Here is a 12,174-nt window from a genome sequence, read left to right as displayed (position 1 = left end):
ACTGTCGCCGGAGGCCGGGGTATTACGGAAGGTCGAGTTGCTGATGTGCGTCATCGGCGCGGCTTATAGTGGCGCCATGGCGGTGGACCGGGTGCTGGCCAATCTCGACCTGAATCTGCTGGTCACGCTCGACACCCTGCTGCGCGAGCGGAACGTGACCCGCACCTCGGAGCGGCTCGGCGTCAGCCAGCCGGCGGTCAGCGGCGCGCTCGCCCGGCTGCGCCGGCACTTCGGCGACCCGCTGCTCACCCGGGTCGGCAACCGGTACGAGCTGACCCCGCTCGCCGCCCGGGTGGCGGTGCTGGCCGGGCCGGCGCTGGCCGGGGTGCGCCGGGTCTTCGACTCGACCGCCGACTTCGACCCGTCCCAGCTGGACCGCGAGTTCACGCTGGTGATCTCGGACTACGCGGCGACGGTGCTCGGGCCGCTGCTGTCCCGGGAGCTCGGGCGGCTCGCGCCGGGCGTGCGGTTGCGGCTGGAGCAGACCACGCCGTACGCGGTCGACCACGTCGCCGACACGCTGCGCGCCGCGGACGGCCTGGTCATCCCGCACGGCTTCGTCACCGGGCTGCCCTATCTGGACCTGTTCGAGGACCGCTGGGTGTGCATCGTGTCCGACGACCACCCGGAGGTCGGGGACGCGCTGACCCTGGAGCAGCTCGGCACGCTGCCGTGGGTGGTGGTGTTCGACCGGCCGACCGCGTTCGCGCCGGCCGCCCGGCAGCTGCGGATGCTCGGCATCGAGGCGCGGGTGGACGTGGTGGTGGACGGGTTCGTGCAGATGCCGTTCCTGGTCACCGGGACGAACCGGGTGGCGCTCGTCCAGGAGCGGCTGGCCCGGCTGCTGGCGCCGGTCACCGGGGTGCGGATCCTGGACTGCCCGTTCGACGTGGTGCCGGTGGCCGAGGCGTTCTGGTGGAACCCGCTGTACCGCAACGACCCGGCCCACGCCTGGTTCCGCGACCTGATCCTGAGCGCGGCGGACCCACTGCGGCATAAGGCGGGCTGATACCGGCCATCAGCGGATCGCGGCTTCCGTGATGGCCGGGCCTCTGACCATATTCAGGGCCGCCGGATGTGACCTGGGCCACCGGCTTCTCCTCCTCCGGAAGGCTCGCCATGTCCGAAGTCGCCACCCTGCGCCGCGCCGGGACCGGTCAACTGATCCTGCTGCTCGCCGGCAGCTGCCTGTCCGTCCTCGGCGCGGTCCTGATCGCGCCGGTCCTGCCGCGGATGACCGACCACTTCGCCGGGGTCGCCGGCGCGGACGTCCTGGTCCCGATCGTCCTCACGGTGCCGGCCCTGGTGATCGGCCTGACCGCGCCGTTCGCCGGGTTCATCGTGGACGCCGTGGACCGCAAGCGGCTGCTGATCGCCGCGATGATCGGGTACGCGATCTGCGGGACCGCGCCGCTCTACCTGGGGTCGCTGCCCGCGATCATCGGCAGCCGGGTCCTGGTCGGACTCTGCGAGGCCGCGATCATGACGTGCTGCACGACGCTGATCGCGGACTACTGGTCGGGGCGGCGGCGCAGCCGCTACCTGGGCCTGCAGACGCTGCTCGCCTCGGTCTCGGCGACGATCTTCCTCGGTCTCGGCGGCGCGATCGGCGGGTCCGGCTGGCGTGCGCCGTTCTGGCTCTACACGATCGCCCTGCTCCTGGCCGTCCCGATGGCCCTGCTGATCTGGCAGCCCACCCGCGCCGCCGACCCTGACCTGAGCAGCGACCCCGCCTCGACCGGCACCGCTTTCGCCGGCTCCGCTGTTGCCGCCGGCCCGGCCGGTGCGCGCCGGCTTCCGCCGCTCCCGTGGCGGGCGCTGCGGACGCCGTGCCTGGTCACGCTCGCCGGCGGCATCGTCTTCTACGCGCTGATCGTCGAGTTGTCCTTCGTGCTGGACGAGGTCGGGGTCAAGGCGACCGGCACGATCGGCGCGCTCAGCGCCCTGATGTCGCTGGCCACCGCGCTCGCCGCCGGCTCGTTCGCCAGGCTGTCGGCGAAGACCCCGCGGCAGTTGCTGCCGATCGCTTTCGGACTCGCCGCCGCCGGCTTCCTGATCCTCGCGGCCACCGCGTCGGTCCCGGTGATCACCCTCGGCGCGGTCGTCACCGGCGCCGGCACCGGCCTGCTCCTGCCCACGTTGCTGACCTGGGCCACCAACAACCTCGGCTTCGAGGAGCGCGGCCGGGGCACCGGCCTGTGGACCGGCGCCCTGTTCATCGGCGAGTTCCTCTCCCCGGTGCTGCTCAACGGCCTGGCCGCCGGCGTCGGCGGCCTGCGCCCGGCCATCGGCGCCCTGGGCGTCGCCACGGCGCTGCTGGCCGTCGCCGTCCTGCGGATCGTCCCGAAGTCCGCCCCCGCCCTCAACGTCACCAGCGACTGAGCCACCGCGTCCGCCTGCGGTCGTGAATCACCGACCGGTCACGGCACGCCGCCGCAGCTGCCGAGGTCAAGGGACGGATCCGGCGGCCGGGAGCGGATGCGGTTCCCGGCAGCGAGGGCGGCGGCGGGACGGTCACCGGTGGGCGGCGGCCAGGGTGCGGCGGCGGGCGGCCCAGCGGACCGCGGGGACCATGGCCAGGCCGCTCAGCGCGAACAGCGCGGCCGGCACCGCCCAGCCCCAGGGCGCGTGATCGATCGCGGTGCCGGTCACCACCACCGGGGCGATCATCAGGCCGGCGGACGTGCCCGCGTTGAAGACCCCCTGGTAGGCGCCGGTCGCGTGGTCGGCGGCCAGGTCGTAGCTGAGCAGCCAGGCACCGGCCTGGGAGAGCACCTCGCCGGCCGTGCCGAGCGCCACCGCGAGCAGCAGCACCACGGACGCCGGAACCGCCGGCAGGCCGTGGCTGACCGCGACGACCAGGCAGTACCCGGCCAGCAGCAGCCCGGCGATCCGGCAGGCCCGGGCCGCCTGCCGCACGTCCCGGGCGGCCCGCGCGGCGCGGACCTGGAAGACCACCACCAGCACCGTGTTGAGCAGCAGCGTCGCGCCGACCAGGGCGTGCGGGGCCGCGGTCTCCCGCACGATCCACAGCGGGATGCCGATGGTGAGCACCGCGAACTGCAGGCTCAGCACCCCGTTCAGCGCGGTGACCAGCAGGTAGGGCCGGTCCGACAGCGCACCGCGCCGGGACTCCCCGGTCCGGGCGTGGACGCGGGCCGGGGTGGCCGGGATCCACCGCAGGATCACCGCCACCGCCAGGTAGGTCACCGCGTCACCGAGGATCACCGCGAGGTAGGCGGGCCGGGTGTCGACCTGCAGGGCGATCGCGGCGAGGGCCGCGCCGGCGCCGATGCCGACGTTGGTGACCGCCCGCAGATAGGCCCGGGCGGTCACCCGGGTGTCGGCCGGCAGCGCGTCGGCGTACAGGGTGTTGCGCGCGGTCGAGGCGGCCCGGTCCGCGATCACCTCCAGACAGACCACCGCCAGGAACGCCGCGAAACTGTGCACCAGGACGTACGCGGTCATGCCGGCCGCCTGCACGACGCAGAGCGTGCGCAGCACCCGGCGGCTGCCCCAGCGGTCCGCGGCCCGCCCGGCCGGGATGCTCGCCGCCACGCCGCACACCCCGGCCACCGTCAGGCCCAGGCCGACCTGGCCGGCGCCGAGCCCCACGAACCGGGTGAAGTAGAGCGCCGACGCGGTCATGAACATGCCGTTGCCGACCGTGTTGACCAGCACCATCCAGGACAGCCGGCGGACCACCGGGTCGGGGTGCAGCAGGCGGCGTTCGGCAACCATCGATGTCATGCCCCGATCCCAGCGGCATCCGGCACCATCCGAAACTGATTTAGGCTGGGACTCAATGATCGAGTTCCGGATCGGCCTGGCCGACCTCGCGTCGGCGTCGTTCGCCTGCTCCCCGTTGCAGGAGGCGGCGCTGAGCCTGCGCATGTGGACCCATCCCGGCTGCTACGCCGAGCAGACGACGTGGTTCCGGGGCATGCGCGCGGAGTTCGACGAGCTGGCCGGCCGGGAGCTGCTGGTGTCGCTGGTCGCGTCGAACCGGTGGCTCCCCGATCTGCTCACGCCGCGCCCGGCGACCACCTGGCCGGTGTTCGCCGACGAGCTGGAGCGGCTCCGCGCCACCCCGCCCGAGCTGGTCCGCCCGGACCTGGAACGGACCTACCTGCCACACGACGGGGCGCTGCCGGCGCTGCTCACGGCGGGGCTGGACGACCCGGTCGCGCTGCTCGGGCGGATCGCGGACGCGCTGGCCGAGTACTGGGAGCGCTGCCTGGCCCCGCAGTGGTGGCCGCGGGCCCGCTCGGTGCTGCGGGCGGATCTGGTCCACCGGGCGCGGATCCTGGCCGAGGGCGGCGCCGACGCGCTCTTCGCCGACCTGGCCCAGCGGCTGCGGTGGCACGACGGGGTGCTGACGATCCGCTGGGACCGGCGGCCGCCGGTCGAGCCGAGCCAGGTCGACGTGAACGGCCGCGGGCTGGTGCTGACCCCGACCTGCTTCGCGCACGGCGCGATCACCGCGATCGACCCCGGGCCGCGGCCGTGGATCATGTATCCGGCGCGCGGCCTGGCCACGATGACCGAGAACCGGCGGCCGCCACCGGCGTTCCCGGCGTTGCGGCGGCTGCTCGGCGAGCCCCGGGCCCGGCTGCTGACGCTGCTGGACGAGCCCTCGTCCACCACCGAGCTGGCCCGCCGGCTGGACGTCACGCCCGGCGCGGTCAGCCAGCACCTGCGCGTCCTGCACGAGGCCCGGCTGGTGGACCGGGCCCGGCACGGGCGGATGGTCGTCTACTCCCGCAGCGCGCTCGGTGACGAGTTGCGCGGCCCGGCGTCAGCCGGCGGGGACGAAGATCCGGCCTGAGCCGTAGGTGGTGCCGGCCCGGTCGCGTTCCAGCCAGCCGGTCTCGACCAGCATCCGGCGGACCGCGGCGACGTCCTCGGCGACCACGGCGATGCGCTTGTTCACCTCGTCCTCGGTGAGCACGCCGTCGACCGCCAGGAACCGGGCCAGCAGCTCGGCGATCTGCTCGTACCGCTCGCTCAGCGTCGGCGGCAGGCTGGTCAGGTAGCCGTGCGTGAAGTAGCCCTTGAGCTGCGGATATTCCTTCAGCAGCGGGGCGATCGGCAGGGTGCCGACCAGCGCCTGGGCGGCCTCGCGCAGCACCTCCGGCTTGGCCCGGTAATACCCGTCGCCGCTGCCGCTGGCCAGCCCCAGCCCGGCCAGCCGGCCGAGCGCCTCGCCGGCCTCCGGCTTCGTCATGTCCAGCAGGAACGACATCTCGGTGATCGAGAACCCCTCCGCGCCGCGGGCCACCAGACCGGCGAAGGCCCGCAGGCGGACGGGGTTGGACAGCTGCGTGAGGAGCTCGGCGGCGCGAGCCGCTTCGGCGGACATCCCCACAACCTAGGACCGCCCGGCGCACCCGGCATCCGATTTTTCACCCCACCATTTGGTACGACACCAAGCGCCCCGCATTGACTTGACTCGATCGATTCGGCACTCTGGGCGGACAGCACTGCCGCGGGACGCACGCGGCGCACGGGAGCCCTGGGCAGCTCCCGACGTCCTCACCGCTCGGCCGTCCCCACGCGGGGAACGGCCCTGAGCTCAGGAGTGCTGAGTTCGCATGCACAACGTCGTACGCAAAAAGTTCTTGATCTCCGCTCTGATCGCGGCCCTGACCGCGGCCCTCGTCGTGCTGATCGCGCCGGGTTCCCCCGCCGAGGCGCACGGCAACGTCCTCAGCCCGGCGTCGCGCAACTACGGCTGTTTCGAGCGCTGGGGCGACAATTTCCAGGCGCCGGAGATGGCCACCGAGGATCCGATGTGTTACCAGGCCTGGCAGGCCGATCCGCAGGCGATGTGGAACTGGAACGGCCTCTACCGCGAGGGCGTCGCCGGTGATCACCAGGGCGCCATCCCGGACGGGCAGCTGTGCAGCGCCGGGCGGACCCAGAACGGCCGGTACGCCGCGATGGACACGATCGGCGACTGGAAGGCCACCAACCTCGCCAACTCGTTCACCCTGAATCTGTTCGACGGGGCGCGGCACGGCGCGGACTACATCCGGGTGTACGTCACCAAGCCGTCCTACAACCCGATCACGACCGCACTGAAGTGGTCCGACCTGGACCTGGTCAAGGAGGTGCCGAACACGCCGGCCGCGCAGTGGACCGAGCAGCTCAGCAACGGGGTGCAGATGGACATCCCGGTGAGCGTCTCCGGGCGATCCGGGCGGGCGATGGTCTACACCATCTGGCAGGCCAGCCACCTGGACCAGTCGTACTACTTCTGCAGTGACGTGAACTTCGGCGGGACCTCCTCGCCGACGCCGTCGGCCTCGACCACCACGTCGCCGTCCACCTCGCCGTCCACCTCACCGTCGGCCTCGACCTCGCCGAGCACCTCCACTCCCCCGGTGACCGGGGCGTGCAGCGCGGCCGTCGCGGTGGCCTCCCAGTGGTCCGGCGCCTACCAGGCGACGGTCACGGTGACCGCGGGGAACGCGGCGGTCAAGGGCTGGGCGGTGACGCTGACCTACGGGGCGGCGCAGACCGTCCAGCAGTCGTGGAGCGCGACGGTGCTGACCAGCGGGAACCAGATACAGGCGACCAACGCGGCGTACAACGGGGCGCTGTCCGCCGGGGGCTCCACCACCTTCGGCTTCATCGCCGCCGGGACGCCGAGCACGCCCACGATCGCCTGCTCCGCGGTCTGACCTCTCGCGGGGCGGCGCAACAATTGCTACAGTTCGGTTAACTGGGAGCGCTCCCAGATTCCGCCGTCCCCCCGACTGAACGAACGGAGGCAGCAAATCCCCCGCGTGCCACCACGCAGTGCTGCCGCACCACCAGGACGGGGAGCGAGGCCGCCCCAACCTCGCTCCCCGTCACCCCACCTCAGCCCCGCACGCCCGCGGCCGATGGAAAATCGTGAGCCGGGTGCCGCATCCCACGCGCGTCGTCGTCGCCGCCGACGATCTCGCCGGAGCCGTCGCGAAGCTGGAACAGCTGCGCGCGACCGGGTTCGACGGCGTCGCGGAGGTGCTGCTCGCCGCGGACGCCGTCCAGCAGGCGGCGCACACCACCCACCAGTTGCAGACCGCGATCGACAACATCCCGGCGCCGATCTTCAGCAAGGACGCCGGCGGGGTCTACGGCGCCTGCAACACGGCGTTCGAGGCGTACGTCGGGGTCAGCCGGGACCGGATCATCGGCCGTACCGTGCACGGCATCTGGTCGAAGGACCTCGCGGACGTCTACGCGGCGGCCGACCGGGCCCTGTTCGACGCGGGCGGCAAGCAGGTCTACGACGCCGCGGTGGTCTACGCCGACGGCTCCCGGCACGAGGTCACCTTCTACAAGGGCGTGCTGACCGACGAGCACGGCGCGGTGACCGGGCTGTCCGGGGCGATGCTGGACATCACCGAGCGGCGCGTGCTGGAACGCCGCCTCCAGGAGCTCGCCGACACCGACCCGCTCACCGGCGCCGCCAACCGGGCCCTGTTCACCCGCCGGGTCGACGAGGCCGTGGCCCGGCCCGGGGACTGCCCACCGGCGGTGCTGCTGATCGACCTCGACGACTTCAAGGGGATCAACGACACCCTGGGGCACGAGGTCGGCGACCACTTCCTGATCGCGGTGACCGGCGTGCTCCGGGACGCGCTGGCCGACGGCGGGCTCGTCGCCCGGCTCGGCGGCGACGAGTTCGCGGTGCTGCTGGAGGACCGTGCCGAGGCGCGGATCGAGCAGGTCGTCCGGCGGGTCGTCGCCGCGCTGGCCCGGCCGGTGGAGGCCGCCGGGCATCCGCTGACCCCGCGCGCCAGCATCGGCGTGGCCCGGGGCCGGGCCGACCTGCTGCGGCACGCCGACATCGCGCTGTACGCGGCGAAGGACGGCGGCAAGAGCCGGTGCGTCCACTACCGGCCCGGCATGCGGACCCGGGTGATCGACCACGCCGCGACGCTCACCGCGCTGCGCCGGGCCCTCGCCGACGACCGGCTGACCCTGCACTACCAGCCCGTCGTCCGGCTCGGCGACCGGACGGTCACCGGCGTCGAGGCGCTGGTCCGGTGGACCGACCCGGCCCGCGGCCCGGTCCCGCCGGCGGAGTTCCTCCCGGTCGCCGAGCGCAGCGGCCTGATCGTGCCGCTCGGCGAGTGGGTGCTCCGGGCCGCCTGCCGGGACGGCGGCCAGGCCCCGATGACCTATGTCAACGTGTCGGCGCGCGAGCTGCGCGAGACCGGGTTCGCCGACCGGGTGGCCACCGCCCTGGCGATCAGCGGCCTCGCGCCGGACCGGCTGGTCATCGAGGTCACCGAGGCGGCGATGGACGACGCCGCCGCGCTGGCCGGCCTGCACCGGATCCGGGACCTCGGCGCCCGGATCGCCCTGGACGACTTCGGCATCGGCCGCGCGTCGGTGGCGTTGCTGGCCGAGGTGCCGGTGGCGGTGGTCAAGGTGCACCGGTCGTTCACCGAGCGGATCACCGAGAACGGGCGGCACACCGCGGTGGCCCGGGCCCTCGCCCGGCTCGCCGACGACCTCGGGATCGACGCGGTCGCCAAGGGGGTGGAGACGGCGGCGCAGGCCCGGCGGCTCCAGGAGATCGGGTACCGGCACGCGCAGGGCTTCCACATCGGCCGGCCGCTGCCCCGTTCGGATCACGTTCCGGCGGGCCACATCGACCCGTCCGCCCGGCCAGGGTTAGGCTGCCCTAACTGAGAACGGGGCGGGTGGACATGACGCAGCCGGAGTCGCTGTCGGAACTACTCAACGGGCGGCGCGCCGCCATCGACGCGTCCTGGCCGGCCGTCGGCTACCTGGTCGGCTGGCTGGTCTTCCACTCCATCTGGGCCGGTTCCGCGGGCGCGCTGATCTGCGCCCTGGGCGTGGTCGGCTGGCGCCTGCGCCGCGGCGACAAGCCCCGGGCGGTCCTGATCGGCCTGCTCGGCGTGTGCGTGGCCGCCCTGATCGCGCTGCACACCGGCAAGGCGGAGGACTTCTTCCTGCTGCAGATCCTCAGCAACGGCGCCAGCGTGCTGATCTGGGCGATCAGCATCGTGGTCCGCTGGCCGCTGCTGGGCCTGGTGGTCGGCGCGGTGCTGGGCCAGAAGACCCGCTGGCGGCGCGACCCGGAGCTGCTCCGGGCCTACTCGCGGGCCAGCTGGGTGTGGGTCCTGCAGTACGTCATCCGGGTCGCGGTCTTCCTCCCGCTCTACGCCGCCGGCTGGACGGCCACGCTGGCCGCCGCCCGGATCGCGCTGAGCTGGCCGTTGGTCGCGGCCTGCCTCGCGGTCAGCTGGTGGGTCATCCAGCGCACCCTCCCGGCCGGCCACCCCGGCCTGCGCCACCCGGTCACCGAGCCGCAGCCCGTCTGACGATCCCGCGCGGGCGACATCCGCTCACGGTCCTCGGCGAGCCGGCGCGAGCGGCATCCGCTCACGGTCCTCGGCGGCAGGGCGCGCGTTGTCCGCTTGCGGTCACTGAGCTTGCCAGGCACCGCCCGCCTCTGGTCGCTGTCGCAGCCGCCGCTTGCGGCCGGATTCGCTCACCCGAACAACCAGCGCCGGCTCGGCCCGGCGAGCTGGCAGTCACGGTCGCAAAAAGCCGCCACAACAACCACCAACACCAGCCGAGCCCGGCGAGCTGGCGGTCACGGTCGTAAAGAGCTCCCGGAACAACCCTGAACGCCAGCCGGGAGCGTGCGCGGCGGCGGCGGCCGTGAGCGGCGGCGGGTGCCGGCCGGCAAGCTCCGCGACCGGAGGCGACGGCGCCGGGCGGCGGAAACAGCGGCCAACAGCGGACCGGGCCGGGGATCAGAGGTCGTCGAGGGCCTGCCGGGCGATGCGGAAGGCGGTGTTGGCGGCCGGGACTCCGCAGTAGATGGCGGTCTGCAGCAGGACCTCTTTGATCTCCTCGACGGTCAGGCCGTTGGTGCGGGCGGCCCGGACGTGCATCGCCAGCTCGTCGTGGTGGCCCAGGGCGACCAGCGCGGTCAGCGTGATCATCGAGCGGCTGCGGCGGTCCAGGCCGGGGCGGGTCCAGATCTCGCCCCAGGCGTAGCGGGTGATCAGATCCTGGAAGTCCCGGGTGAACGGGGTGGTCGCGGCGGTCGCGCGGTCGACGTGGGCCGGGCCGAGGACCTCCCGGCGGACCGCGATGCCGGCCGCGCGGGCCTCGTCGAAGTGCTGGTCCAGGAGGAACGCGACGACCTCCGGGGACTCGGCCGGGGCCAGGTGGGCCACGTCGTCGAGGACCACGAGACGGCCGTGCGGCACGCCGGTCGCGATCAGTTCCAGTCCCGCGGTCGGAGTGGGTTTGTCGAGGCCGCCGGCCACGGCGAGGACCGGGGTGCCGATCTCGGCGAGCCGCTCGCGGACGTCGAACTCGGCCAGGGCCTCGCAGCAGCGCGCGTAGCTCTCGTCGTCGGTGGCCCGCAGGGCGTCGAGCAGGGGTTCCCGGTCGGCCGCGGGGAACGCCGGGTTGAACCAGCGCTCGATCGAACCGGCCACCACCGCCTCGGTGCCCTTCGCCCGGACCAGCGCGGCCCGCTCGGCCCACGCCGCCGGCTCACCGATCCTGGCGCCGGTGCAGAGCAGCGCCGCCGCGATGACCCGGTCCGGGGCGTCGAGCAGCACCTGCAGGCCGATCGCGCCGCCGATCGAGTCGCCGGCGTACAGGAACCGCTCGGCGGGCCGCAGCCGGTCGGCCAGCGCGACCACCTCCCGGGCCAGGTCGGCGATCCGGAACGGGCCGGTCGCCGGAGAACTGCGGCCGTGTCCGGGCAGGTCGAAGCCGACCACGTGGTAGCGGCCGTAGAGCCGGGACGCGCACCGCGTCCACAGACTTTCCGCGGAGGTGCCGACCGACGAGCCGAGCAGGAGCAGCGGGCGGTCGGGCGCGTCGGTGAACACGGTCGCGGTCAGCAAGGGCATTCCCTTCAAGATCAAAATCCGATTTGGGTACGGAGGTCAGCGCGGTCCCGCCGCCGCCCGGGCCAGGACCGCGTCGACGATCTCGTCGGCCGCCCCGAGATACGGCTGGTCCGGCGACACCCCCGGGGTGATCGACTGCTGTTCGGCGTCGATCTCCGGGCGCGCCCCGTGCAACGTGGCAAGCATCTTCCCGGTGTCCACCCGCAGCCCGGCGAGCAGCTCGGCGGCCTGGGAGCCGGCCACCACCGTACGCCGGGAAAGGGTCCGCAGGGTGGCCCACTCGACGTGCCAGCCGCCGTCCGGCCGCTCGTCGACCGCGGCCGCCGCGCCGGCGTGGACCAGGGCGGCGAGCGGCGGCCCGGCGAGCGCGGCGCGCTTGATCAGGACGGCCAGGACCGGGTTCTGCTTGTTCGGCATGGCGGACGAGCCACCCCTGCCCTCGGCGCCACCCTCGATCAGCTCGTGCACCTCGGGGCGGGACCCGAGCAGCACGTCGTTGGCGATCCGGCCCCACGCGTCGGTGCAGGTCACGAACGCGTCGGCGACCCGGGTCAGCGGCGCGCGGCTGGTGTGCCAGGGCTCGCGCGCGACCAGGCCCAGCTGCTCGGCGGTCGCGGTGACCAGGGCGCGGGCCCGGGCCGGGTCCCCGGCGAGCGCGACCGGCGCGGCCAGGCTGCCGGCCGCTCCGCCGACCTGGATCGGCAACCGCACGGCGGCGAGCTGGTCGCGCGCGTCGAGGACACCGGTGAGCCAGCCGGCCGCCTTCAGCCCGAACGTGATCGGGATGGCGTGCTGGGTCAGTGTCCGCCCGGCCATCCGGGTCTCGCGGTGCTCCCCGGCCAGCCGGGACAGCGCGCCGATCTGGGTCCGCAGGTCGGCCCGGATCCGGTCGTGCGCGTCGCGCAGGCACAGCACGATCGCCGTGTCGACGACGTCCTGGCTGGTCAGCCCCTTGTGCAGCCAGCCGGCGGCGGCCGTGTTGCGCCCCCGCAGCCGGGCGCGGAGCAGCTTGAGCAGCGGGATCAGCGGGTTGCCGCCGGACTCCGCGTCGACCGCCAGCCGCGGCAGGTCCTCCGGGCCGACCAGGGTGGCCAGGTCGGCCGGCACGGTGAGGTCGGCGAGACCGCTGTCGACCAGGGCGGTCAGCCAGGCGTGCTCGACCCGGACCATGGCCGCCACCACGGCCGCGTCGCTGAACAGGTCACCGGCTCGGTGATCGCCGGGCCACAGGAGATCGCTCACGACGTACGGGAAAAGCGGAATTTGAACT

General features: G+C 73.7%; 10 protein-coding genes and 1 pseudogene. 6 read left to right on the top strand and 5 right to left on the bottom strand.

The window, feature by feature from the left end:
* The first annotated feature begins 76 nt into the window (after positions 1-76).
* Together L3i22_RS12850 and L3i22_RS12845 are read left to right on the top strand one after the other, a co-directional pair.
* Complete coding sequence (locus tag L3i22_RS12850) at positions 77-1,009, top strand: LysR family transcriptional regulator (protein ID WP_221327184.1); 933 nt, start codon at positions 77-79, stop codon at positions 1,007-1,009.
* 110 nt (positions 1,010-1,119) lie between these two features.
* On the top strand, positions 1,120-2,382 hold the full coding sequence (locus L3i22_RS12845) for an MFS transporter (RefSeq protein ID WP_221327183.1): 1,263 nt from the start codon (positions 1,120-1,122) through the stop codon (positions 2,380-2,382).
* A 132-nt stretch (positions 2,383-2,514) separates the two neighbouring features.
* Here L3i22_RS12845 and L3i22_RS12840 read toward each other — a convergent pair whose 3' ends face one another.
* Complete coding sequence (locus L3i22_RS12840; protein WP_221327182.1) at positions 2,515-3,750, bottom strand: MFS transporter; 1,236 nt, start codon at positions 3,748-3,750, stop codon at positions 2,515-2,517.
* Positions 3,751-3,805: 55 nt separating this feature from the next.
* On the opposite strand from L3i22_RS12840, the gene L3i22_RS12835 reads away from it, so the two are divergent.
* Entirely contained in the window at positions 3,806-4,828 is a 1,023-nt protein-coding gene (locus tag L3i22_RS12835; protein ID WP_255658180.1) for a helix-turn-helix transcriptional regulator, read from the top strand.
* Here L3i22_RS12835 and L3i22_RS12830 read toward each other — a convergent pair.
* Positions 4,799-5,362: a DUF2087 domain-containing protein gene (locus L3i22_RS12830; protein ID WP_221327181.1), complete on the bottom strand. Its 564-nt coding sequence runs from the start codon at positions 5,360-5,362 to the stop codon at positions 4,799-4,801. The two genes, L3i22_RS12835 and L3i22_RS12830, sit on opposite strands and share 30 nt — an antisense overlap.
* Positions 5,363-5,594: 232 nt before the next feature.
* On the opposite strand from L3i22_RS12830, the gene L3i22_RS12825 reads away from it, so the two are divergent.
* The 3 genes from L3i22_RS12825 to L3i22_RS12815 all read left to right on the top strand — a co-directional run bounded on the left by L3i22_RS12825 (position 5,595) and on the right by L3i22_RS12815 (position 9,347).
* Complete coding sequence (locus tag L3i22_RS12825; protein ID WP_221327180.1) at positions 5,595-6,686, top strand: lytic polysaccharide monooxygenase; 1,092 nt, start codon at positions 5,595-5,597, stop codon at positions 6,684-6,686.
* Between the two features lie 214 nt (positions 6,687-6,900).
* Entirely contained in the window at positions 6,901-8,691 is a 1,791-nt protein-coding gene (locus tag L3i22_RS12820) for a bifunctional diguanylate cyclase/phosphodiesterase (protein ID WP_221327179.1), read from the top strand.
* A gap of 17 nt (positions 8,692-8,708) precedes the next feature.
* Positions 8,709-9,347: a DUF3159 domain-containing protein gene (locus L3i22_RS12815; RefSeq protein ID WP_221329940.1), complete on the top strand. Its 639-nt coding sequence runs from the start codon at positions 8,709-8,711 to the stop codon at positions 9,345-9,347.
* 438 nt (positions 9,348-9,785) lie between these two features.
* Here the strand turns inward: L3i22_RS12815 and pcaC are convergent, their stop codons facing one another.
* The 3 genes and pseudogenes from pcaC to L3i22_RS12805 form a co-directional block, all read right to left on the bottom strand.
* Positions 9,786-10,166, bottom strand: a complete 381-nt coding sequence (pcaC, locus tag L3i22_RS54595; protein WP_370644538.1) for a 4-carboxymuconolactone decarboxylase — start codon at positions 10,164-10,166, stop codon at positions 9,786-9,788.
* 18 nt (positions 10,167-10,184) lie between these two features.
* Positions 10,185-10,904: pseudogene (locus L3i22_RS54590) on the bottom strand (alpha/beta fold hydrolase); the annotation flags it as partial.
* Positions 10,905-10,940: 36 nt separating this feature from the next.
* Entirely contained in the window at positions 10,941-12,146 is a 1,206-nt protein-coding gene (locus tag L3i22_RS12805) for a lyase family protein (RefSeq protein WP_221327178.1), read from the bottom strand.
* Between the last annotated feature and the right edge of the window lie 28 nt (positions 12,147-12,174).

It is taken from the genome of Actinoplanes sp. L3-i22 (assembly GCF_019704555.1).
GTDB lineage: Bacteria > Actinomycetota > Actinomycetes > Mycobacteriales > Micromonosporaceae > Actinoplanes.
The sequence above is the reverse complement of the archived record's forward strand: the minus strand, read 5'-3'. Positions and strand labels throughout refer to the sequence as shown.

Bases quoted from the DNA above. Each gene is read 5' to 3' on its own strand.
- L3i22_RS12845 (WP_221327183.1), top strand. From the start codon at position 1,120: ATGTCCGAAGTCGCCACCCTGCGCCGCGCCGGGACCGGTCAACTGATC.
- L3i22_RS12840 (WP_221327182.1), bottom strand. From the start codon at position 3,750: ATGACATCGATGGTTGCCGAACGCCGCCTGCTGCACCCCGACCCGGTG.
- L3i22_RS12815 (WP_221329940.1), top strand. From the start codon at position 8,709: ATGACGCAGCCGGAGTCGCTGTCGGAACTACTCAACGGGCGGCGCGCC.
- L3i22_RS12835 (WP_255658180.1), top strand. From the start codon at position 3,806: ATGATCGAGTTCCGGATCGGCCTGGCCGACCTCGCGTCGGCGTCGTTC.
- L3i22_RS12825 (WP_221327180.1), top strand. From the start codon at position 5,595: ATGCACAACGTCGTACGCAAAAAGTTCTTGATCTCCGCTCTGATCGCG.
- L3i22_RS12830 (WP_221327181.1), bottom strand. From the start codon at position 5,362: ATGTCCGCCGAAGCGGCTCGCGCCGCCGAGCTCCTCACGCAGCTGTCC.
- L3i22_RS12850 (WP_221327184.1), top strand. From the start codon at position 77: ATGGCGGTGGACCGGGTGCTGGCCAATCTCGACCTGAATCTGCTGGTC.